15 protein-coding genes are annotated in these 25,609 nt (G+C 47.5%); 14 read left to right on the top strand and 1 reads right to left on the bottom strand.

All coding sequences use genetic code 11. The features are described 5' to 3' along the window. Positions 1-39: 39 nt before the first annotated feature. The 4 genes from P6910_RS21545 (at position 40) to P6910_RS21560 (ending at position 4,388) form a co-directional block, all read left to right on the top strand. Complete coding sequence (locus P6910_RS21545; protein ID WP_317143315.1) at positions 40-441, top strand: hypothetical protein; 402 nt, start codon at positions 40-42, stop codon at positions 439-441. Continuing rightward, positions 442-888: a hypothetical protein gene (locus P6910_RS21550; protein ID WP_317143316.1), complete on the top strand. Its 447-nt coding sequence runs from the start codon at positions 442-444 to the stop codon at positions 886-888. Between the two features lie 184 nt (positions 889-1,072). Then, positions 1,073-2,431 carry a hypothetical protein gene (locus P6910_RS21555; RefSeq protein ID WP_317143317.1) on the top strand — a complete coding sequence of 453 codons (1,359 nt, stop codon included), beginning with the start codon at positions 1,073-1,075 and terminating at the stop codon, positions 2,429-2,431. Between the two features lie 139 nt (positions 2,432-2,570). After that, a complete protein-coding gene (locus P6910_RS21560; protein WP_317143318.1) occupies positions 2,571-4,388 on the top strand; it encodes a hypothetical protein in 1,818 nt (605 codons plus the stop codon). Positions 4,389-4,402: 14 nt separating this feature from the next. Here the strand turns inward: P6910_RS21560 and P6910_RS21565 are convergent, their stop codons facing one another. Further along, the gene (locus P6910_RS21565; RefSeq protein ID WP_317143319.1) at positions 4,403-4,714 is read right to left on the bottom strand and encodes a hypothetical protein; all 312 of its coding nucleotides are present in this window, start codon (positions 4,712-4,714) and stop codon (positions 4,403-4,405) included. Between the two features lie 142 nt (positions 4,715-4,856). On the opposite strand from P6910_RS21565, the gene P6910_RS21570 reads away from it, so the two are divergent. The 10 genes from P6910_RS21570 (at position 4,857) to P6910_RS21615 (ending at position 25,540) form a co-directional block, all read left to right on the top strand. Continuing rightward, positions 4,857-5,696 (top strand): hypothetical protein, encoded by an 840-nt coding sequence (locus P6910_RS21570; RefSeq protein ID WP_317143320.1) that lies wholly within the window; start codon positions 4,857-4,859, stop codon positions 5,694-5,696. After that, positions 5,693-6,268: a hypothetical protein gene (locus P6910_RS21575; RefSeq protein ID WP_317143321.1), complete on the top strand. Its 576-nt coding sequence runs from the start codon at positions 5,693-5,695 to the stop codon at positions 6,266-6,268. Before P6910_RS21570 ends, P6910_RS21575 begins: the two co-directional genes overlap by 4 nt. Before the next feature lie 243 nt (positions 6,269-6,511). After that, entirely contained in the window at positions 6,512-8,317 is a 1,806-nt protein-coding gene (locus P6910_RS21580; RefSeq protein WP_317143322.1) for a hypothetical protein, read from the top strand. Between the two features lie 178 nt (positions 8,318-8,495). Continuing rightward, on the top strand, positions 8,496-11,036 hold the full coding sequence (locus tag P6910_RS21585) for a hypothetical protein (protein ID WP_317143323.1): 2,541 nt from the start codon (positions 8,496-8,498) through the stop codon (positions 11,034-11,036). Positions 11,037-11,284: 248 nt separating this feature from the next. After that, the gene (locus P6910_RS21590; protein ID WP_317143324.1) at positions 11,285-13,318 is read left to right on the top strand and encodes a hypothetical protein; all 2,034 of its coding nucleotides are present in this window, start codon (positions 11,285-11,287) and stop codon (positions 13,316-13,318) included. 437 nt (positions 13,319-13,755) lie between these two features. After that, complete coding sequence (locus P6910_RS21595) at positions 13,756-15,906, top strand: hypothetical protein (RefSeq protein WP_317143325.1); 2,151 nt, start codon at positions 13,756-13,758, stop codon at positions 15,904-15,906. 176 nt (positions 15,907-16,082) lie between these two features. Continuing rightward, on the top strand, positions 16,083-18,242 hold the full coding sequence (locus P6910_RS21600) for a hypothetical protein (RefSeq protein WP_317143326.1): 2,160 nt from the start codon (positions 16,083-16,085) through the stop codon (positions 18,240-18,242). A 182-nt stretch (positions 18,243-18,424) separates the two neighbouring features. After that, a complete protein-coding gene (locus tag P6910_RS21605; protein WP_317143327.1) occupies positions 18,425-20,548 on the top strand; it encodes a hypothetical protein in 2,124 nt (707 codons plus the stop codon). A gap of 200 nt (positions 20,549-20,748) precedes the next feature. Then, a complete protein-coding gene (locus tag P6910_RS21610) occupies positions 20,749-22,995 on the top strand; it encodes a hypothetical protein (RefSeq protein ID WP_317143328.1) in 2,247 nt (748 codons plus the stop codon). Positions 22,996-23,179: 184 nt separating this feature from the next. Next, a complete protein-coding gene (locus P6910_RS21615) occupies positions 23,180-25,540 on the top strand; it encodes a hypothetical protein (protein ID WP_317143329.1) in 2,361 nt (786 codons plus the stop codon). Positions 25,541-25,609 lie beyond the last annotated feature (69 nt).

Raw genomic sequence — 25,609 nt, forward strand, 5'->3', positions numbered from 1 at the left:
TCGCCTGTCAGGCCGAGCAGTTGACAAGACGCTTTATTGTTGAGCCTGAGCAGGTTACGGGCTCCAAACTGTAGCTTTCCTATAAGACGTGACCGGCAAACATTATCAGGAAACCCGCCGGATATTAATGACACAAACAGCTATTCAGGACTAGCTTCACCACCTGATAAAAAACGACACAAACTTTACAATTACGGGGTAAAAACAACCCTGAGTTCCAACCCTTATTCATGGCTATACATAGAAATGGACGGAACTTTCGCTTGGCTTTTAAAAAGCTATTGGAACCCCGATTCGTTGCTGCTTAATCCTATTGAACGACATTTGCTATTTTTAACCATCGCAGCGATGTTTGACTCCGGACATAACCGATCACAATACCGGCCATCAGAATCATCGGGGCAACAGTCACCTCAAGCCAGCATCAACCCAGTAGGCTAGTTGACTCGGCTTCTTCCTGAGTCTGAAGATGGCAACCGAAGCCCTCAACAACACCAACATACGCTGGGTTTAAATTGTTTTGTTTATTCCTGTCATGGCGTTTGTGAATTCCGACCATCAGCCGATAGCAGAGAGCCTGCTGAATGGTCGCTGGACTCAGTAGACAGCTTATGCCCCCATTTGTTCAATCGAGACTGCTATAACTGCATCACTTATTTTGATTATAAAGATCATGCTCAAGCTCTTTCGGCTCACCGAATAAGAGACCACAAAAGGCAAAAAATCTGTGATGAAACCCTGGTCGGGAGTGATGGTCAGCAACGACCATGTGGGAGCATCTGCAAGAATTCAAAAGCCCTGTCGTTACATAAAAAAAGTCATCGAAAACGCCAACGTGTTAATGTGAACCGGGACAATGACTCAGTTCTGAAGAAAGTAAAAAAATAAGCAAGGATCTGGCTCTGGCCCTCTAATCAAAGCCAGTGGTTCTACCGGAGCGGCTCGTGAATACGAAAAGACACAACAAACACACTTATGTTATTGATCTATCCTTCCTCTCTGTATCCAAGAACCCAAGGATAGAATTATTAAAGGCTCACTCCTCGCGGCACCGCTGTTGCTGCTAATTTCGATGTCTGTCACCTGTCAGGACAAACACTGGACAGGACGCTTTACTGTCGGGCTTGAACAAAAATCAGGTTTTGCAAACCAGGGTTTTTCCATAAAGCATAGCCTGAACACATTGTCGGGCAAGCCGTATGTCAGTGCTGATATAAACGGCTATTCAGGACCGGATTCGCTGCCCGATAATACACGACATATTACATTAATTTATAAATTAAACAGAAACATCATTAAGTCAATTTCCTGGCATTTTCTTTGCGCCACTCAGCTGCTGGTTGCTTACAAAGTGACCCTGACCACCAGAGGCGAAACGCTAAGCTTCGCCCCTTATTCATGGTTACCTGCCGAAATGATTGTCATAGTTGGCTGGCTTTTAAAAAGCTATTGGAGGGTTGATTCACCGCTCTTTAATCCAATTCAACAACCTGATGTGATCGAACAACAGGCGAGTCAGAACCACCTGCCTGCGATTATTGTAATGATGTTAAGCTCCGGAAATAAACCATTAAACTACCAGCCATCACAATCTTCCAGCCAGCGGGCCCCTCAAGCCACCAGCCAATCAGTGAGCTATTTCTCTCATACCTTGCATTCTAACTCTGGCAACGGTAACGGAGACCCTCAACAACACCAGCATACGCTAGGTTTAAATTGTTTCGTCGATCCTTGTCATGGCGTTTGTCAATTCCGATCACTATCTGATAACAGAGGGCCCGATGAATGTTTGCAGAATTCCCCGGAGACAGCTCAGGCAGGAGCATCTAACGGACAGAGCTCATGCCCCGATCTGGCCAATAAACCCTACTTTGGCTGTATCGGCTATCTTGATCCCGTAAACGGCAAAGATGCCCGAAAAAACTCGCCTGTTGAAACATTCTGTGATCTTTTTGACATTGAAAATCCATACGACTCTGGAATTATGTTTGATATAAAGGCCTATGACATTGATAACGACCCAGCCAATAGCTTCAACTTTATAGGTTCAATGAGTGCCGAGACTGGCTTTAAAGATGACACAGCTGGAACACTCAATGATGACCCATCAATGCTCAGGAATGATTACGTTCCCCGGGAATTAACTTCGAGTTGTCAGTCAGCGCTGGCGAATCACAGAAGAAAATACCGGAGACAAAAAGCCTGTGACGTGGCCAAGATCGGAAATGATGGCCAAACCCTGTCAGATCACAAAATAAAAAAAGACCACTCCAGACAAAAAATCTGTGACTTTACCGTGATCAGGGAGGATGGTCTGGAAGGACCATGCGGAAGGGTCTGCAATAATATTAATGCCCTGAGGAAGCACAAAAGAAAACATCGTAAACGCAAGCCTGATGATGTAAGACAAGTCGATAGCTTCAGTCTTTGATCTGACACCCACCACTCATAAGGAAAGCACGGATACACACTTATTTTCCTGATCTATCCTTCCTCTCTATAGACCGGAAGCCAGGGATAGAATTATTAAACGCTCACTCTATTCGGCACCGCTGTTGCTGCTACTGTTCTTGTCTGTCATCAGTCAGGCTGAACCATGGACAGGACGCTTTGCTGTTAAGCTAGAACAGAATGCAGACTTTCCAACAGGGCAGAACCTTCCTATAAGACGTGACATTTACACACTCACGGTTAACCTATCAGTCATTACCGTCTCTTACGGCTTTGCACTTTCAGATTTCACCCCCGAATACAGACGACATATATTTTATAGTTCCGGAGTAAAAACACCTCTTATTGAGTCAATTTCTCGGCAGTTTCTTTACGCCACCGAACTGTTGGTTGCCTGCGAACTGATCTTGACCACCAAATTAGCCCCACAAAGCTCGGTTCCTAATTCATGGTTGCCTGTAGAGGTAATTCTCGCTGTCGTTTGGATTTTAAAAAGCTACTGTAATCTTTATTCACCGCTGTTTAGAGTATTTATACAACCAGCGTATTCTATATTAACGCATGGGTATCAACGGCTTGCAGCCATCACCATGATGTTTGGCTCCGGACATGACCAACCACAATATCGGCTATCAGAATCAACCAGCCTGCAAGCCCCAAAAGCCAGCACCCAGCCCACAGGCTCTTTAACAAGCCCCTTGAATTCTGGCTCTGACGACGGTAACAGAGGCCCTCAACAATACCAACATACGTTGGGTTTAAACTGTTTCGTCTATCCCTGCTATGACATTTGCAGATTCCGACCATCATCCGATGGCAGAGAGCTCACTGAGTGGTCGCCGGACTACAAAGAAAGCTCTTGCCTCCATTTGGTTGATGGAAACTGCTTTTGTTGCATAAGTCATTTTGCCCCTTCAGACGCACTCTCCCGGGAATACACACCTTTCAAAATGTGGAACGAACGCCATACCATTCCAGCCATTCAACTCCAATGTGATTCTGGCCAGCTATCTGAGCCACAGCCGTGCGACATTGACGACAACCCAGCCAATAGCTGCAACCTTATCCACTCAACAAGTGCAGGCACAGCTTATACATACAACCCTGCCGGGCAACTAACCTGTGACATGATCCTGGTCGGGAAGGATGGTCAGCAGCGTTCATGCGAGACAGTGTGCCGCAATGTCAGAGCCCTGATGAGTCACAAAAAAAACACCCACAACAGGCAACAAATCTGTAACACGATAGCGGTTGGGAAAGATGGACAGCAGAGACCATGCAGGGCGGTCTGCAAGGATGCCAGTGCGCTATCGGTTCACAAAAGCAAATACCACAGCGGGCCGCAAATCTGTGCCGCAAACGTGGTTGGGCAGGATGGTCAGCAGCGCTCATGCGGGAAGGTCTGCAAGAATACCCAAGCCCTTCTGGACCACAGAGAAAAAAACCACACCGGACCACAAACCTGCGACGTAACTGTGACCGGGAAGGATGGCCGGCAGCAGCCATGTGGGAAGATCAGCAACAATGCTAAAGCCCTGAAGGATCACAAAAGATGTGTCCACTCCGGGCGGCAAACCTGTGACCTAACCGTGGTCGGGAACAATGGTCAGGAGCAACCATGCGGGAGAATCTGCAAGAGTATTAAAAACTTGCAGGATCACAAAAGAAGTATCCACAGCGGGTACAGAATCTGTGAAGAAACTGTGATCGGGAAGGATGGTCAGCAAGGACTATGCGGGACGATCCATAAGCATGCTAAAGCCCTGATGAATCACAAAAGAAGGGAACACAGCGGACAAAAAACCTGCAACGTGGTAGTGGCCGAAGAAGATGGCCTGAAGCGGCCATGCGGCAAAGCCTGCAAGAGTGCTCAAGCCCTGTCGAATCACAAAAGAATACATCGAAAACACAAGACTGATAATGACCTCAGCCCTTGATTTGATGCCCGTGTTTACATGAAGTTTGGCAAGGTACAACCTTTGGCTTTTAACTGCGTTTTTTTAACAGATGATCTTTGACAAAAAACACGCTTATTTTCTTGATCTATCCTTCCTCCCTTTAAACCAGAATACAAGGATAGAATTATTAAACACTCAAACTTCGCTGTACCGCTGTTACTTCTACTGTCGTCTTTTTTCGTCTGCAAGGTCGAACCATGGGCAGAAAGTTTTAATGTTGAACTTGAACATAATGCAGGTTCTCCAAAACAGAGCTTATCAATAAAGCTTGACCGGCATGCAATTCCACAAAACTCTTCAGACATTGCCGATACAAACTGCTATTCAGTACCAGATTCTCCGCTTGACGACAAACGACTCAGACCTGACGGTTTAATAATCATTGAATCGATTTCGTGGCAATGGCCTTACACCACTTATCTGCTGATTGCTTACGAACTGATTCTGATGACTGAAGACAACCCTCTAAAATCCACTCCTCATTCATGGCTACCTTTAGAAGTCCTTGTAGTTATCGATTGGCATTTAAAACGCTTTTGGAACCAGGATTCAGCGCTGTTTAATCCGATTGAATTACAAGCGGCACCTTTGTTGACACAGAGGGGTCAACCTTCAGCGACCATCACTATAATGTTTGGCTCTGGATATGACCAACCACAGCACCAGCCAACAAAATCATCGGACCAGCAAAGCCCACCAGCCACCAGCCAGAGAACAGTTTTTTTCTCTGCTCCCCTGAATATTGACTGTGGCGGCGGTAACAGACATCCTCAACAAAACCTGCATAGTTTGGATTTAAATTGCTACGTCTATCCCTGTAATGGCGTTTGTAAATACCGACCATCACCCAATAGCAGAACACTCGATGAATGGTCGCTGAACTCCCTGGAACGTTCGACAGACCAAGGCGAAAAAACACCCGGACTCAGCTCATGCCCTCATCTGGCGAATGGATACTGCTTTAGTTGCATAGGTCATTTTGATCCTTTAAACACTACAGATTTCCAACAAAAACTGTCTTTCGGTACATTGAGAGGCCTCCCAGACATTCAACTCCAATGTGTTTCTGGCGAACTATCTCTGGCAGGTAATACTGATGGTAAGCCTGCCAATAGCATGACAATGAATGCAGGGGCTGCCTGTACAACTTTCGCCAGCAGGCCACTCTATGATGGCGCACCAATCTTCGGAAATACTTTTCTGCATTCCGAAGCAACCACAGATTGCCAACAAACATTTTCGGCCCACAAAAAAAGAGTCTTCGCCGTAAAAAAGTCTGTGACATGACCGTGGTCATGAAGGATGATCAGCTGCGGCCATGCGGGAAGCCTTACAAAAGTAATAAAGCCTTCTGGACTCACATAAATAAAATCCACAGCGGGCAAAAAACCTGTGACACGACTGTGGTCGGGAAGTATGGTCAGCAGCAGCCATGCGGATCGGTTTGTAAGAATGCTAAAGCTCTTTTGTATCACAAAAGACGCAGCCATAGCGGACAACAAACCTGTACTATGATAGTGGTCAAAGAGGATGGCCAACAGCGACCGTGCGAAAAAGCTTGTAAAAACATTCAGGCTCTCATGAATCACAAAAGAATAGCGCACACAGGACAACAAACCTGTGACGTAAAAGTGATTGGGAAAGATGGCCAGCAGCGGACATGCGAAAAGGTCTGTAAGAATGCTCAAGCCCTCTCGGATCATAAAAGAAGCAGACATAGCGGTCAACAGAACTGCAATGTGGCAGTAGTCGCAGAGGATGGCCAACAGTCGCCGTGCGGGAAGGTCTGCAAGAATGCGAAAGCCCTATCGGATCACAAAAGAAGACATCGAAAGCGCAAGCCTGATCATATGGACTAGTCTTCAATAGGTTTGATCCCGGCTCTTTTTTCGATACCCGCTCTTTCGTGAGGTTTGCCCGGGGCGACCTGTGGCTTTTAACAATAGGCTTTTGACAAAAAACGCGCATATTCTCTTGATCTATCCTTCCTCTACTATAAAATAGGATCCAAAGATAGAATTATTAAACACTCACACTTTGCAGCTCTGGTCTTTCTGCTATTTCTGCTATTGTCGCTGGCTGTCACCAGCCAGGACGAACCTTTGACAAAACAGTTTATTGTCGAGCTTAAACAGGAGGCTGGTTATCAAAACCTGAGCTTTTCTATAAAGCGTGATTGGCACACATTGCCGGGCAGCCCGTCAAGCATCATCGCCACAAACGCATATACAGGATCAGCTTTGCTGCCTGATAAAAAACGACATAGACCCAGCAGTTGCCGGGTAAAAACGCCCCTTATTGAGTCGATTCCGTGGCAATGGCTTTACGCTTCTCAGCTGCTGACTGGTTTTAAACTGGTCCTGACCACCAAAGAAGCCTCTCCGGGCTCCAATTCTTATTCATGGTTACCTGTAGCAGTGGTTTTCGGTTGGCTTCTAAAAAGCTACCGGAATCTGGATTTCCCCTTGTTTAACCCGATTGAACGCCAGTCGGCATTTCTGTTGACACATGGGGATCATCTGTTTTCAGCAATCACTACGGTGTTTGGCTCCGAAAATAACCCTCCACAATACCAGCCATCAGAAGCATCCGGTCTGCAACCTCCACAAACCACTATCCACCTTGCAGGCTCTTTCACTAGCTTTGTTTATTCTCACTCTGCCGATGGTAATGGAGGCCCTCAACAGCACCAACATACGTTGGCCTTAAATTGCTATATTTATCCCTGTAATGGCATTTGCAGGTTCCGACCATCATCCAATGACGGAGAGCCCGATGCATGGTCACTGAATTTCGCAGAATTTTCGACAGGCTCCACAGTAGCAAACCCCGGCCAAGGGTCATGCCCTCATTTGACTAATGGATCCTGCTTCAGTTGCGAAGGTCACTTTGATCCTGTAAGTGCTGAAGGTTCCGAACAAAACCTACCTTTCGAAACATTCATCGATCTCTGTGAAATTCAATATCCGTTCGATTACGGCCAACTATTTCAGGCGTATAATATTGATGACAATCCAGCCAATAGCGGCGCACTGAATACAGGGGACTCTTATACAATTGACGCTACCGGACTACTCAATTACGGTATGCCAATGTCCGGGAATGATTGTCTACATCGCGAAGGAACGCCTCCCGAACAAACTCCACATTGCCAAAAAGCTCTCTCAGATCACAAAGTCAACAATCACACCAGGCAACCAACCTGTAATGCGACAGTGGTTGAAAACGATGGCCAGCTGCGACCATGCGGGACAATCTGCAAGAGTGCTAAAGCCCTGAAGACTCACAAAAGCAGAGTCCATAGCGGGCAAAAAACCTGTAATGTGACAGTAATCGCGGAAGATGGTCGACAGCGGCCATGCGGTCTGGTCTGCAAGAGTTCTTCAGCTTTGACGGATCACAAAAGAAGCGCCCACAGCGGGCAAAAAGCCTGTGACCTGATCGTAGTCGGGGAGAATGGCCAGACGCAGCCATGCGACAAGGCCTACAAAAATATTAAATCCCTGTTGGATCACAAGAGAAGAGACCACAGCGGGCAACAAACCTGTAACCTGACCGTGGTCGGGGAGGATGGCAAGCCGAGACCATGCGGGAAGGTCAGCAAAAATAGTGGAGCACTTTCGTCACACAAATTCAATTTCCACAGCGGGCAACGAACCTGCATAGTAACCGTGGTCGGGAAAGATGGCCAGCAGCGGCCATGCGGGACGGTCTGCAACAATGCTAAAACACTGTCGAATCACAAAAGAAAAGAGCACAGCGGGGAAAAAACCTGTAACTTGACTGTGGTCGGAGAGGATGGACAACGGCGATCATGCGGGGCAGTCTGCAAGAACGCTCGAGCCCTGTCGGATCACAAAAGCAGACATCGAAAACGCAAGTCTGTTCAGGACGATGAAGATCCTTGATCTGGCAGCCACCCTTTCATGAGAATTTGCCCATTACAATCTTTGAGCTTTTAATTGAGTTTTTTAACAGAAAGCATAGTTATTTTCTTGATCTATCCTTCCTCTCTGTAAACCAGAACACAAGGATAGAATTATTCAACACTTACTCTTTACTGCACTGCTTTTGCTGTTACTGCCGTTGTCTTTGGTTTGTCAGCCGGAACCATGGACAGTACGTATTACTGCAGACCTTGAGCAGAGCACAGGTTCTCAAAAGCAAAACTTTTTTATAAAGAGTGACCGCTACACATTGACGGGCATCCCGTCAGGAAGCACCGAAATAAACGACCATACAGGATCAGATTTTCCGCCTTATGATAAACGACATAAACACATCGGTTACGAAGTAAAAACGACTATCATTGAGTCGATTTCATGGCAATGGCTCTACGCTTCTAATCTGCTGATTGCTTATGAACCGATCCTGACCATCAAAGACACCACCTTAAATTCCAATCCTTATTCATGGTTACCTGTAGAAGTGATTGTCGGCTGGCTTTTAAAAAGCTATTGGAACCCCGATTTACCGCTGTTTAACCCGATTGAACAACGAGCGGCATCTATATTGAGACAGGGGGGTCAGCTATTTGTGACCATCACTACAATTTTTGGCTCCGGGCATAACACGTCACAACGCCCGTCATCAGAATCATCCGGCAAACAAGCCCCACAAGCCAATAACATACCTAGAGGCTATTTAACTCATCTTTTGTATTCTGACTTTGGCAACGGTAACGAAGGCCCTGAACAAGAGTCACACACTTTAGGTTTAAATTGTTTCGTCCATCCCTGTCATGGCGTTTGTCAATTCCAACCAGCATCCGATAACAGCAGGCCCTTTGAATGGATGCTGAATTCCGAAGAAAATTCGCCAAACCCCACAGAAGCAGCGCCCGGACAAAGCTCATGCCCTCATTTAATGGAAGGACACTGCTTGAGTTGCATAAGTGACTTTCATTCTTTAAAGGTTACAGACTCCCGACAAATCCTGCCTTTCGATACTTTGAATGATCTCCCCGCCACTCAAAGCCAGCACGCTTCCAGCCAAACCTTTCAGCCTCAGGCTCATCAGCCTGGTGATGCGCAAATGTCCTGGAGTGCACCAGCCACTTCTAATGATTTGATTATAATCAATGGGTTACTCAATCTACGTAAAAATGGTTCTCTCGAAGAAACCTCAACTTCCTCTACACCCACTCATTTGCCCTCTCCATTGGGGACTTCAGAAACACAACAAACAACAGAATCATCGCAATTGGGTCAGAGCCCTCCTCACTTTTCCCAGACAGACACAGCACAAAGCACAAACCACATTGTGCAACGAAGCTGTGACGTGACCACAGACGGGGAGAATGGCCAACAGCAACCCTGCGGGAAGCTCTTCAACAGTATCAAAGCCGTGAACGCTCACAAAAGAAGATGCCACACTGGACAACAAAAGTGCGACTTAATCGTGGTCTGGGAGGATGGTCAGCTGCGGCCATGCGGGACGGTCAGCAAAAATGCTCAAGCCCTGTTGTATCACAAAAGAAAAGAACACACAGGGCAACAAACCTGTGACATGCCCCTGATTGATAAAAGCGGCCAGCGACTTCCATGCGGGAAGATCTTCAAGGGCTCTCAAGCCTTGTCAGCTCACAAAAGGTTTAGCCACACAGGACAACATACCTGTGACTTAACCGTGGTCGGGGAGAATAACCAGCAGCGGCCATGCGGGATGTTCTGCAAAAATGCTCAAGCCCTCACCGATCACAAAAGAAGACACCACAGCGGGCAACAAACCTGTGGCGTAACCCTGATCGGGCAGGATGGCCAGAAGCGGCCTTGCGGGTTAGTCTGTAAGAATGCTAAAGCCCTGTCGTCTCACAAAAGCAGCATCCACAGGGTGCACCAAATCTGTCATACAACAGTGATAAAGAATGGCCAGCCACAGCCATGCGGGGAACTCTGCAGGACAGCTAAAGCTCTGGCAGGACACAAAAGCAGATACCACAGCGGGCAAAAAACCTGTGACTTCATAATGTTCAGGGAGGATGGTCAGCAGCTGCCATGCAAAAAGGTCTGCAACAATGCTCAAGCTCTGTCGTATCACAAAAGAAAAGAACACGGCAGGAAAAAAATCTGTGACATGATGGTGTTCGGGGAGGATAGTCAGCAGCTGCCATGCAGAAAGGTCTATAACAATGTTAAAGCCCTGTTGTATCACAAAAGAAAAGAACACACAGGACAACAAACCTGTGACGTGACTGTGGTTGGGGAAGCTGGCCAGCAACTGCCGTGCGGGAAGACCTGCAACAATATTCAAGTCCTCTTGAATCACAAGAGAGCATGCCACACAGGAAAACTAACCTGTAACTTAACTGTGGCCGGGGAGAATGACCAGCCGCAGCCATGCGGGAAGGTCTGCAACAATGCTCAGGCCCTGACGGATCACAAAAGAAGACACCACAGCGGGCGACAAATCTGTGACGCAACCGTCGTCGGTAAGGATCGTCGGCCAGGGCCTTGCGGGGCAGTCTGCAAGAATGCCAGAACCTTGTCGGCTCACAAAAGCAGGTTTCACAGACAGCAACGGACCTGTCACTTGACAGTGGTCGGGGAGGATGGTCAACAGCGACCATGCGGAAAGCTCTTCAAGGATGCTCAAGCCCTGTCGGATCACAAAAGAATACATCGATAACGCAAACCTGCTGACGGGGACCTGGACAATGACATCAGTCATCAAGAGGATAAAGTGATTAAGTAACGACCTGAATCCAAAGCTTTCATGAAATTTTGCCCTGTGCAGACCTTAGTTTCTGACAGAAGTTTATTAATAGAAAAGCACGCTAATTGTCTTGATCTATCCTTCCTCTCTGTATACCAGAACGCAAAGATAGAATTATTAAACACTTACTCTTTACTGCACTGATGTTTCTGCTACTGCCGTTGTCTGCGCTCTCTCGGGCTCAACCGTGGACAGGGCGTTTTACTGTCGATCTTGAGCAGATTACAGAAAGTCAAAAGAAAAACTTTTTTATAAAGTGTGATCGTCGTACATTGTCAGGAGACCCGTTAGACATCATCGAAAAAAAAGTCTATTCAGGGTCAGATTTTCCGCCACATGATAAACGACATACATCCTTCGGTTACGAGTTAAAAACGACTATTATTGAGTTTATTTCATGGCAATGGCTCTACGCTACAAATCTGGTGGTTGCTTACGAACTGATCCTGACCATCAAAGACATGCCCTTCAATTCCAATCCTTATTCATGGTTACCTGTAGAAGTGGTTGTTGGCTCGATTATAAAAAGCTATTGGAGCCCCGATTCACCACTGTTTAACCCGATTGAACAACAGTCGGCATCTATGTTGAAACAGGGGGGCCAGCCATTTACGACTATCACTACAATGTTTGGCTCCGTAAATAACCCATCACAACACCCGTCATCAAAATCATCCTGCCAACAAGCCCCACAGGCCAATAAAAAACCTACAGACTATTTCACTCATTTTCAGTATTCTGACTCTGGTAACGGTAACCAAGGCCCTGAACAAGGCTCACATACTTTAGGTTTAAATTGTTTCATCCATCCCTGTCATGGCATTTGTCAATTCCGACCAGCATCCCAGAGCAGCGGGTTCGCTGAATGGTCGCTGAATCCCGAACAAGATTCAACAGACCATACAGAAGCAGCACCCGGACAAGGCTCACGCCCTCATTTGACTGATGGACACTGCTTGAGTTGCATAAGTGATTTTGATTCCTCAAACGCTATAGATTCCCGCCAAATCCCGCCTTTTGATACATTGAATGATCTGCCTGCCACTGAGCACCACTTCGATTCTTGCCGACGCTTTCAGGCTTATCAACCCAATGATACAGAAATGCCCAGGATTGTATCTGCTACCGCTGATGACTTGATTATAATCAGCGGGTTACTCAATCTGCGCAAGCATAATCCTCTCGCAGAAACCGTCACTTCCTTTACGATTACCCATTTGCCCTCTCCAGTGGTAACTTCAGAAACACAACAAGCAACAGGATCATCCCAACCGGGTCAGAGCCTGTCTCAACTTTCCCGGACACGCACAAAGCAAATCAAAGATCGCACAGGGAAACGAACCTGTGACACGACGATAGTCGGGAAGAATGGCCAACAGCGCCCCTGCGGGAGGGTCTGCAGAAATGCTAAATTCCTGTCGTTTCATAAAAGCAGATACCACACCGGACTAAAAACATGTAACGTAAACGTCATCGGGCAGGATGACCAGCAGCGACCATGCGGGAAGACCTGTAACGATGCTAAAGCCCTGGCGGATCACAAAAGAAGACAACATAGCGGGCAAGAAACCTGTCACCTAACCGTCGTCGGGCAGGATGGTCAGCCGCGACCATGCGGAAAGATCTGCAAAAATGCTCAAGCCCTGTCGGATCACAAAAGAAGACACCACAGCAGGCAACAAACCTGTCACTTGACAGTGGTCGGGGAGGATGGCCAACGGCGGCCATGCGGGAAGGTCATCAACAATTCTCAAGCCCTGACGGATCACAAAAGAAGACACCACAGCAAGCAACAAACCTGTGATGTAACCGTCATCGGGCAGGATGGTCAGCAGCGTCCATGCAGGACGATCTGCAACAATGTTCAAGCTCTGTCAGATCACAAAAGAAAACAGCACAGCGGACAACAAACCTGTGACTTAACTATCGTCGGGCAGGATGGCCAGCCGCGGCCTTGCGGGGTAGTTTTCAAGAATTTTGGATCCTTGTCGACTCACAAAAGCAGCATCCACAGGGTCCAACGAACCTGTCATTTGATAGTGGTCGGGGATGATGGTCAGCTGCGACAATGCGGAAAGGTCTGCAAGAATTCTAAAGTCCTTTCCGATCACAAACGAATACATCGAAAACGCAAACCTGCTTGTGGTGGCCAGTACAATGACCTCAGTTATCGAGAAGGTAAAATGGGTAAGTAACGATCTGACTCTGGCTCTTTCATGAGATTTTGCTCTGTGTAGCCTTTAATCTCTAACAGAAGGTTTTTAATAGAAAAGCACGCTAATTGTCTTGATCTATCCTTCCTCTCTGTAAACCAGAAGGCAAGGATAGAATTATTAAACACTTACTCCTTACTGCGCTGCTGTTTCTGCTACTTCCGTTTTCTGTCGACTGTCAGGCCGAACCGTGGACAGGACGTTTTACTGTCGATCTTGAGCAGAGTAAAGGATCTCAAAAGCAAAATTTTTGTATAAATCCTGACCACAATACATCGTCGGGCACCCCGTCAGAAATTTCCAAAACAAACCCCTATACAGGATCAGACTCTCCGCCTGAGGATAAACAACATAAAGCCTGCGATTACCGGGTAAAAACGACCATTATTGAATCGATTTCATGGCAATGGTTCTACACCGTGAATCTGGTAGTTGCTTACGAACTGATCTTGACCATCAAAGACAGGCCCTTAAATTCCAGTCCTTACCCATGGTTACCTCTAGAAGTGATTGTCGGCTGGCTTTTAAAAAGCTATTGGAACCCGGAGTCACAGCTGTTTAACCCGATTGAACAACAGGCTACATTTATTTTGAAAAAGGGGAATCAGCGATTTACGACCATCAAAGCAATGTATGGCTCCGTAGATAACCCTCCACAATACCAGTCATCAGAATCATCCGACCAGCACGCCCCACAAGCTACTAACAACCCTACAGGCTATTTCACTCATCGTCTGTATTCTGACTCTGGCAACGGTAACGAAGAACCTGAACAAGACTCACACACTTTAGGTTTAAATTGTTTCGTTCATCCCTGCCGTGGAGTTTGTCGATTCCGACCAGCATCCGATGACAGCGGGCCAGTTGAATGGGTACTGAATTCCAAAGAAAATTCGACAGACCACACAGAAGCAGCACCCGAACAAAACTCACGCCCTCATTTGACGGATGGTAACTGCTTGAGCTGCATAAGTGATTTTGATTCTTCAAACGCTACAGATTCCCGACAAATCCCACCTTTCGATACATCGAATAATTTGCCTGTCAGCAATGATGACTTGATTATAATCAATGGGTTACTCAATCTACGTAAGCAGTTTCCTCTCAAAGATACCAGAACCTCCTTTGCCCTCAACAATTCTGCCCCTCCAACGGGGATTTCAGAAATACAACAAACAACTGGATCATCCCAACCGGGTCAGAACCAACCTCTTTCCCGGACAGCCACAAATCAGACCAGAGATCACAGCGAACAACAAACTTGTGGCGTGACCATCGTTGGACAAGATGGCCAACTGCGGCCCTGTGGGGCAGTCTGCGAGAATGCTAAAGCCCTGTCGTCTCACAAAAACAGCATCCACAGGGTACAACAAACTTGTCACTTGGCGGTGGTCGGGGAGGATGGTCAGCAGCGACCATGCGGGAAGATCTGCTTAAACACTCAAGTCCTGTTAGCTCACAAAAGAAAAAACCACACCGGACTAGAAACCTCTGACGTAACCGTCGTTGGGCAGGATGGCGAGCCAAGACCTTGCGGAGTAGTCTGCAAGAATACCGTATTACCGTCGTCTAACAAAAGCGGCATCCACAGTGTGCAACAAACCTGTTATTTAACAGTGGTCAGGGAAGATGGTCAGCAGCAGCCGTGCAGGACGGTCTGCAAGACTGCTAAAGCTCTGTGGAAACATAAAAGAAGACACCACACCGAGCAACAAACCTGCGACATATCAGTGGTCGGTCAGGATGGTCAGCAGAGGCCATGCGGGAAGATAAGCAGCAATGCCCTGGCCCTGGCGGATCACAAAAGAAGATACCACAGGGGGCAACAATCCTGTGACGTGAATATAGTCGCGAAGAATGGCCAACAGCGACCTTGCGGGAAGGTCTGCAATAATACTCAGGCCCTGAATAATCACAAAAGAAGACACCACAGCAAGCAACGAACTTGTGACGTAACCGTCGTCGGGGAGGATGGCCAACAGTGGCCATGCGGGAAGGTCTGCAACAATGTTCAAGCCCTGTCGTCTCACAGAAGCAGCACCCACCGCGGACAAAAAAACTGTGATATGCCAGTGTTCGGGAAGGATGGTAAGCAGCGACCATGCGGGGCGGTCTGGCAAAATATTCAAGCCTTTTATTATCACAAGAGAAAAGAACACACAGGACAACAAACCTGTAACTTAATCGTGATCGGGTTGAATGGCCAGCAACAACCATGCGGAAAGCTCTGTAAGAATTCTAAAGCCCTGTCAGATCACAAAAGAAGATACCACAGGGGGCGACAATCCTGTGACGTGAACATAGTCGCGAGCAATAGCCAACAGCGACCTTGCGGGAAGGTCTGCAATAATACTCAGGCCCTGATTAATCACAAAATAAGACACCAGAGCAAGCAACGAACTTGTGAAGTATCTGTCGTCGGGGAGGATGGCCAGCAGCAACCATGCGGAAAGCTCTGTAAGATTGCTAAAGCTCTGGCGGATCACAAAAGAATGCATCGGAAACGCAAACCTGCTGATGAGGATCTGGACGGTGACCTCAGTCTTCAAGAAGATAAAGTGAGTAAGTAACCATCTGACCCCAACCCTTTCATGAAGATTTGCCCAGTTCAGCCTTTAGTTTCTGACAGAAGGTTTTTAATAGAAAAACACGCTAATTGTCTTGATCTATCCTTTCTCTCTGTACATCAGAACGCAAGAATAGAATTATTCAATACTTACTCTTTTCTGCACTGCTTTGGCTGCTAATGTCATTACCTGTCGTCTGTCAGGCTGAACCGTGGACAGGACGTCTCAAAGTCGACTTTGAACAGAGTAAAAGATCTCAAAATAAAAACTTTGTTATAAAAATTGACCGTCGTATATTGTCGGAAAACCCGTCAAACATTACTGAAACAAATCGCTATGCAGGATCAGATTTTCCGCCTAATGATAATCGACAGAATCCCTGCGCTTACTGGGTAAAAATGACTACCATTGAGTCGATTTCATGGCAATGGCTCTACGCCACGAATCTGCTGGTTGCTTACGAACTGATACTGACCATCAAAGACAAGCCCTTAAATTCCAATGATTATTCATGGTTACCTGTAGAAGTGATTGTCGGCTGGCTTTTAAGAAGCTATTGGAACCCCGATTCACCCGTGATTAAACCGATTGAACTACAATCGGCATCTATCTTGACACAGGAAAATCAGCCATTTGTGATCATTACTTCAATGTTCGGCTCCGGACATAATTCACCACAATACCTATCATCAGAACCATCGGGCCAACAGGCCCCACAAGCCACTAACTACCCCACGGGCTATTTCACTCATTTTCTGTACTCTGACTCTGGCAATGGTAACGAAGACCCCGAACAAGACTCACACACTTTAGGTTTAAATTGTTTCGTCTACCCCTGTCACGGCGTTTGTCAATTACGACCAGCATCCGATGGCAGCGGGCCCGCTGAATGGACGCTGAATTCCGAAAAAAATTCGACAGACAACACTGAAGCAGCACCCGGTTGCATTAGTAATTTTGATTCTTTAACCGCTAGAGGCTCTCAGCCCCAGACTCATAGGCCTGACGATACGCAATTGCCCGGGAATGTGTCTGCCACCTCTGATGATTTGATTATAATCAGCGGGTTACTCAATCTGGGTAGACATAGTTCTCTCGAAAAAAACGTAACTTCCTTTTCGCTTGCCCATTTCACCACCCCAATGGGAACTTCAGAAACACAACAAACGACAACGGGATCATCACAATTGAGTCAAAGCCCACCTCATCTTTCCCGGACAGGCAAAGTACAAACCAAAGACAAGAGTGGGCGACGAACCTGCCACTTAATTGTGGTCAGGGAGAATGGCCAGTCGCGGTCATGTGGGAAAGTCTGTAACAATGCCCAAGCCCTCACGGATCACAAAAGAAGGCACCACAGCAAACAACAAACCTGTGACGTAACCATCATCAGGCAGGATGGCCAGCCAGGGCCCTGCAGGACATTCTGCAAGAATGCCAGAGCCCTGTCATCTCACAAAAACAGTATCCACAGCGGGCAACAAAGCTGTCACTTAACAGTCGTCAAAAAGGATGGTCAGCTGCAGCTGTGCAGAACGGTCTGCAAGACCACTAAAGCTCTGTCGGATCACAGAAGAAGACACCACAGCAGGCAACAAACCTGCGACATATCGGTGGCCGCGCAGGATGGTCAGCAGAGGCCATGCGGGAAAGTCTGTAATAATGCCCAGGCCCTGACAGATCATAAAAGAAGACACCACAGCGGGCAACGAACCTGTGGCGTAACTGCCGTCGGCCAGGATGGCCAGACTCGGCCCTGCGGGGCGGTTTGCAAGAATGCCAAGGCCCTGACGGATCACAGAAGAAGACACCACAGCAGGCCACAAACCTGCGACATATCAGTGGCCGCGCAGGATGGTCAGCAGAGGCCATGCGGGAAAGTCTGTAATAATGCCCATGCCCTGACGGATCACAAAAGAAGACACCACAGCAGGCAACGAACCTGTGACGTAACTGTCGTCGGCCAGGATGGCCAGACTCGGCCCTGCGGAGCAGTTTGCAAGAATGCTAAAGCCATCACGCAACACAATACTAGATACCACACCGGGCCAAAAACCTGTGACATGATAGTGGTCGGGCAGCTTGGCCAGCCGCGGCTTTGCGGGGTAGCCTGCAAGAATGCCGAAGCCCTTTCGACTCACAAAAGTAAAATCCACAGGGAGCAAAAAACCTGTCACTCAACAGTGGCTGGGGAGGATTGTCAGCAGCGCCCACGCGATAAGGTCTGCAAAAATGCCAGAACCCTGTTAGATCAAAAAAGAATGCATCGAAAACGCAAACCTGCTGACGGGAACCAAAACGATGACCTCAGTCTTCAAGAAGGTGAAGTGAGCAAGTGACGATCTGACTCAATCCCTTTCATGAGCTTTTTCCCTGTGCAGCCTTTAATTGCTGACAGGAGGTTTTTAATAGAAAATCACACTAATTTTCTTGATCTATCCTTCCTCTCTGTATACCAGAACGCAAGGATAGAATTATTAGACACTTACTCTTTACTGCATTGCTGTTTCTGCAGCTGCCATTGTCTGTTCCCGCTCAGGCCGAACCGTGGAAAGGTCGTTTTACTGTCAACCTTGATCAGAGTTCAGGAGCTAAAAAGCAAAACTTTTTTATAAAGAATGACCGTCGTACATTTTTGGTCAATCAGTCAGAAATTATCGGAAAAAACGGCTTTACAGGATCAGATTTTCTGCCTGATCATAAACCCTGCAGTTATGGGGTAAAAACACCCCTCATTGAGTCGATTTCATGGCAATGGTTCTACACCACGAATCTGCTGGTTGCTTACGAACTGATTATGACCATCAAAGGCACGCCCTTAAATTCCAATGACTATTCATGGTTACCTGTAGAAGTGATTGTCGGCTGGCTTTTAAGAAGCTATTGGAACCCCGATTCACCCGTGATTAAACCGATTGAACTACAATCGGCATCTATCTTGACACAGGAGGATCAGCCATTTGTGATCATTACTTCAATGTTCGGCTCCGGACATAATTCACCACAATACCTATCATCAGAATCATCGGGCCAACAGTCCCCACAAGCTACTAACTACCCCACGGGCTATTTCACTCATTTTCTGTACTCTGACTCTGGCAATGGTAACGAAGACCCCGAACAAGACTCACACACTTTAGGTTTAAATTGTTTCGTCTACCCCTGTCACGGCGTTTGTCAATTACGACCAGCATCCGATGGCAGCGGGCCCGCTGAATGGACGCTGAATTCCGAAAAAAATTCGACAGACAACACTGAAGCAGCACCCGGTTGCATTAGTAATTTTGATTCTTTAACCGCCAGAGGCTCTCAGCCCCAGACTCATCGGCCTGACGATACGCAATTGCCCGGGAATGTGTCTGCCACCTCTGATGATTTGATTATAATCAGCGGGTTACTCAATCTGGGTAGACATAGTTCTCCCGAAAAAAACGTAACTTCCTTTTCGCTTGCCCATTTCACCACCCCAATGGGAACTTCAGAAACACAACAAACGACAACGGGATCATCACAATTGAGTCAAAGCCCACCTCATCTTTCCCGGACAGGCAAAGTACAAACCAAAGACAAGAGTGGGCAACGAACCTGCCACTTAATTGTGGTCAGGGAGAATGGCCAGTCGCGACCATGCGGAAAAGTCTGTAAAAATACCCATACCCTGACGGATCACAAAAGAAGACAGCACTGCGGGCAACGAACCTGTATCGTAACTGTCGTCGGCCAGGATGGCCAGCCTCGGCCTTGCGGGGTAGTTTGCAAGAGTGCTAAAGCCCTTTCGTCTCACAAAAGTAGTCTCCACAGAGGGCAACAAACCTGTCATTTAAAAGTGGTCGCAGAGGATGGTCAGCAGCGGCCATGTTGGACGGTCTGGAAAAATGCTCGAGCCTTAGATTATCACAAAAGAAAAGAACACACAGGACAACAAACCTGCGACGAATCAGTAGTTCGGCAGGATGGTCAGCAGAGGCCATGCGGAACGGTCTTAAACAATGCCCAATCCCTGACGGATCACAAAAGAAGACACCACGACAGGCAACAAACCTGTGACGTAGCTGTCTTCGGTCAGGATGGCCAGTCGCGGCCCTGCGGGGCAGTTAGCAAGAGTGCTAAAGCCCTGACGGATCACAAAAGAAGACAACACAGCAGGCAACGAACCTGCAACATAACAGAAGTCGGGGCAAATGGTCAGCAACGGCCATGCGGAAAGATCTTCAAGAATGCCATAACCCTGTTGGATCACAAAAAAAGACATCACACCGGGCAACAAACCTGTAACATAACAGTGGTCGGGGAGGATGGTCAGCCACAACCATGCAGAAAGGTCTGCAACAATAATCATGCTCTGACGGAACACAAGAGACGACAACACAGCAAACAACAAACCTGCAAAGTAACCGTCGTCGAGTTGAATGGTCAGCGGCGACCATGCGGGAAGGTCTTCAAAAATTCTTCAGCTCTGTCGCATCACAAAAGAAAAGAACACACAGAGCAACAAACCTGTAACTTAACCGTGATCGGGTTGAATGGCCAGCTGCTGCCATGCGCAAGGCTCTGCAAGAACGCTAAAGCACTGTCGGATCACAAAAGAATACATCGAAAACGCAAACCTGCTGCTGAGGGCCTGGACGATGACCTCAGTCATTAAGGAGGTAAAGTGAGTGAGTAACGACCTGCCTCCTGCCTTTCATCAGGTTTTACCCTGTGCAGCCTTTTATTTCTAACAGAAGATTTAAATGGAAAAACACACTAATTTTCTTGATCTATCCTTCCTCTCTGTTAACTAAAAGCAGGTCTAGAATTATTAGACTCTTACTCTTTGTTGCAATGCTTTTCCTGCTACTGTTTTTGTCTGTCATCTGTCAGGCCGAACCGTGGACAGAACGATTTACTATTGATCTTGAGCCGAGTACAGGATCTCAAAAGCAAAACTTTTTTATAAAGCGTAACCGTAATACATTGTCGGCCAGCCCATCAGACATTACCGAAGCAAACGGCTATGCAGGATCAGATTCACCACCCGATTATAGACAACACAAACACTTCAGTTACGGAGTAAAAACGAGCATCATTGAATCGACTTCATGGCAATGGCTCTACACCACAAATCTGCTGGTCGCTTACGAACTGGTCCTGAACATCAAAGACACTCCTCTAGATTCTAACCCTTATTCATGGTTACCTGTAGAAGTAGTTGTCGGTTGGCTTTTAAAAAGCTATTGGAACCCCGATTCACTGCTTTTCAACCCGATTGAACAACAGACGGCATCTATGTTGAAACAGGGAAGACAGCCATTTGCGACCATCAATACAATATTTGGTTCCGGACATAATCCGTCAAAATACCCGTCATCAGAATCATCCGGCCAGCAAGCCTCACAAGCCATTACCTGCCCTGCGGGCTACTTTACTCATCTTCTGCATTCTGACTCTGGCAATGGTAACGAAGGCCCTGAACAAGACTTACACACCTTAGATTTAAATTGTTTCGTCAACCCCTGTCATGGCGTTTGTCGATTGCGACCATCATCCTTTAGCGGAGGGCCCTATGAATGGACGCTGAATTCCGAAGAAACTTCGACAGACCACACAGAAGCAGCACCCGGACAAAGCACACATCCTCATTTGCCCTGTAGTTGCAGAAGTGGTTTTGATTCTTTAAACGTTACAGATTCCCGGCAAATCCCGCCTTTCGAAATATTGAATGAACTCGCTGCCAGTCAGTGCCAATATGCATCCTGCCAACCCTTTCAGCCTCAGACTCATCAGCCTGATGATGCAGGAGCGCCCGGGAATGTGACTGCCTCCCCTGATGATTTGATAGTAATCAACGGTTTACTCAATCTGCATAAACATTGCCCTCTCGAAGAAACCACAATCTCCTTTACCCGCATCCATTCCCCTCCTCCAGTGGGGACTTCAGAAACACAACAAACAACAGAGTCTTCACAACAGGGTCAGAACCAACCTCATTTTTACCGGAAAGACACAGTACAAACCACAATGCACAGAGGGCAACGAACCTGCGAGGTGACCATAGTCGGGAAGAATGGCCAACTGCGAGTCTGCGGGAAGGCCTTCAGGAATACTAAAAGCCTGTCGGCACACAAACGCAAATACCACACTGGACAAAAAACCTGTCACTTATTCGTGGTCGGGAAGAATCACCAGCCGCACCCTTGCGGGACAGTCTGCAAGAATGCTCAGGCTCTGACGGATCACAAAAGAAGACACCACACCGAGCAACAAACCTGTATCGTGACTATAATCGGTGAGAATGGCCAGCAGCGACTCTGCGGTAAGGTCTTGGAAAATGCCAGAGCCCTGTCAATGCACAAAAGCAAGTACCACACCGGGCAAAAAACCTGTAACGAAATTGTCGTCGGGCAGGATCGCCAGCCGCGGCCTTGCGGAGCGGTCTGCAAGAATCTCGTAGCCCTGTCGGCTCACAAAAGCAGGTTTCACAAAAAGCAACAAACCTGCCTTTTACCGGTGGCCGGGGGGGATGGTCAGCTGCAGCCTTGCGGGAGGGTCTGCATCAGTTATCAAGCCCTGAAGGATCACAAAAGAAGACACCACAGCGGGCAAAAAACCTGTGACGTAAACGTCGTTGAGCAGGACGGCCAACAGCGACCTTGCGGGAAAATCTACAAGAATGCCAAAGCCCTGTCGACTCACAAAAGCAGCATTCACAGGGAGCAAAAAGCCTGTCAATTAACAATGATCGGGGAGGGTGGTCAGCAGCGGCCATGCGGAAAGGTCTGCAAAAACCCTCAAGCACTGTTAAATCACAAAAGAACACAACACAGTGGGCAACAAACCTGCAGCACAACAGTCGTCGGGAAGGATGGTCAGCAGCGACCATGCGCAGAGGTCTGCAACAATGCCCAAGTCCTGTCCGAACACAAAAGAACACACCACACCGGGCAAAAAACCTGCGACGTAACCGTGGTCGAGGAGGATGGTCGGCAGTGGCCGTGCAGAAAGCTCTGCAAGAGTGCTAAAGCCCTGTCGGATCACAAAAGAACACATCGAAAACGCAAGCCTGTTGATGGGGGCCTGACGATGACCTCAGACATTAAGAAGGTAAAGTGAGTAAGTAACGATCTGACGCCAGCCCTTTCCTAAAATTTTGCCCTGTGAAACCTTTAACTTCTGACAGATGTTTTTTAATAAAAAACCACGCTAATTTTCGTGATCTATCCTTCCTCTCTGTAGACCAGAAGGCAAGGATAGAATTATTAAACACTTACTCTTTGCTGCAGTGCTGCTACTGCCATTGTCTGTCGTCTGTCAGGCAGAACCGTGGACAGGACTTTATACTGTTGAGCTTGAACAGAGCGGTAGTTTTCCAAACCAGAGATTTTCTATTAAACGTGACCGTCTGACACTGTCGGTCACTCCGCTAGACATTGTCGATACATGCGGCTACGAAGAATCAGCTTCGCTCTCTGACAATACACGACACAGACAAACCAACTACGGAGTAAAAGCGACCATTATCGGGTTAATTTCGTGGCAACGGCTCTACGCTAAGAACCTGCTGGTTGCATGTGAACTGATCCTGACCACCAAAGGCACTCTCCTGAACTCCAATTTTTATTCATGGTTACCTCTAGAATTGGTTGTCGGTTGGCTTTTAAAAAGCTATTGGAACCCCCATTCACCGCTGTTTAAGCCGATTGAACAACAGACGGGCCAGATTCGTACGTTTGCAGCCATCACTACAGCGTCTGATTCCGGAGATAGCCCATCACAATCAACATCAGAATCATCCGGCCAGCAGTCCTCACTGGCAAACGCCAGCCCTGCAGGTTCTTTTACCGGCTTCCTTTATTCTGATTCTGTCGGTGGTAATGGAGACCCTCAACAACACCAACATACATTGGGTTTAGATTGTTTCGTCTACCCCTGTAATGGCGTTTGTAGATTCCGACCATCATCCAATAGCAGAGAGCCCTCTGAATGGCTGCTGAATTCCGCAGAAAGTTTGACAGGCTTCGCAGGAATTTCCCCCAAACAAAGCTCATGCCCTCATTTGGTCAATGGATACTGCTTTAGTTGCGTGGGTCATTTTAATCCTGTAGACACTATAGATTCCCCGGGGCGGCTGCTTTTTGGAACGCTCAATGTCCGCCCTGAAATTCAACTCCAATGCTATTCTGGCGCACTATTGTCGGCGCATTACATTGATGGCAACACAGCCAATAGCTACAACTTTTTCGACGGGGTCGCCTCAGACGGGGTCGCCTCAGACGGGATCGCCCTGGACTCAATGGGTGCAGAGGCCACCTTTACAAATGCCACTACCGGGCCATTCAATAGTAAGTGGCTAATGCCAGGGAATGGCTGTCTTCCTCCCGGAGGAACGCCTCCCGGAGGCACTTCATATTGTCAAAAATCCCTGCCAGATCACAATAGCAGAGTTCACACCAGACAAAAAATCTGTGACCTGACTTTAGTCGGGGAGGATGGCCAGAAGCAGCCATGTGGGAGGATCTGCAAAAATAATGAAATCCTGTCAGATCACAAAAAAAGAGACCACACCGGGCAACAAGTCTGTTACGCGAGAATGGTCGGGAAAGATGGTAAGGAACGAGCATGCGGGTTAGTCTGCAAGAATGCCAAAGCCCTCTCAGATCACATAAGAAAAGATCACACTGGGCAAAAACTCTGTGACAAGACCTTGGTCGGAGAGAATGGCCTGCGAAGGCTATGCGGAGTAGTCTGCAAGAACACTAAATTCCTCTCGGATCACAATAGAAGATACCACAGCAGCCAAAAAGTCTGTGATATAAACGTGATCGGGGAAGATGGCCGTCTGCGGCCCTGCGGGAAAATCTGCAGGCATGCCAAAGGCCTGTCATCTCACAAAACCAGGCACCACTCCAGACAAAAAGCCTGTAATGCAACCGTGGTCGGGGAAGATAGCCAGCAGCGGCCATGCGGAAGGGTCTTCAAGAATGCTAAGACCCTGTCGGATCACAAAAGAAGTTACCACAGCGGGTTACAAACCTGTGGCGTAACCGAGATCGGGAAAGATGGTCAGCAGCAGCCTTGCGGGAGTGTCTGCATCAGTTACCAAGCCCTGAAGGATCATAAAAGAAGACACCACAGCGGGCAACAAACCTGTGACGTAAACGTCGTTGGGCAGGGTGGCCAACAGCGGCCTTGCGGGACAGTCTGCAAGAATGCTAAAGCCCTGTCGACTCACAAAAGCAGCATTCACAGGGAGCAACAAACCTGTCAATTAACAATGCTCGGGGAGGATGGTCAGCAGCGGCCATGCGGAAAGGTCTCTAAAAATCCTCAAGCACTGTTAAATCACAAGAGAACGCAACACAGCGGGCAACAAACCTGCAACATAACAGTGGTCGGGAAGGATGGTCAGCAGCGACCATGCGGAAAGGTCTGCAAAAATACTAAAGTCCTGTCGGAACACAGAAGAACACACCACTCCGGGCAAAAAACTTGCGACATAACTGTGGTCGGGGAGGATGGTCGGCAGCGACCGTGCAGTAAGCTCTGCAAGAGTGCTAAAGCCCTGTCGGATCACAAAAGAACACACCGAAAACGCAATCCTGTTGATGGAAGCCTGACGATGGCCTCAGACATCAATGAAGGTAAAGTGAGTAAGTAACGATCTGACTCCAGCCGTTTCATAAAATTTTGCCCTGTGAAAACTTTAACTTCTGACAGAAGTTTTTTA

The organism is Endozoicomonas sp. 8E (genome assembly GCF_032883915.1).
GTDB lineage: Bacteria > Pseudomonadota > Gammaproteobacteria > Pseudomonadales > Endozoicomonadaceae > Endozoicomonas_A.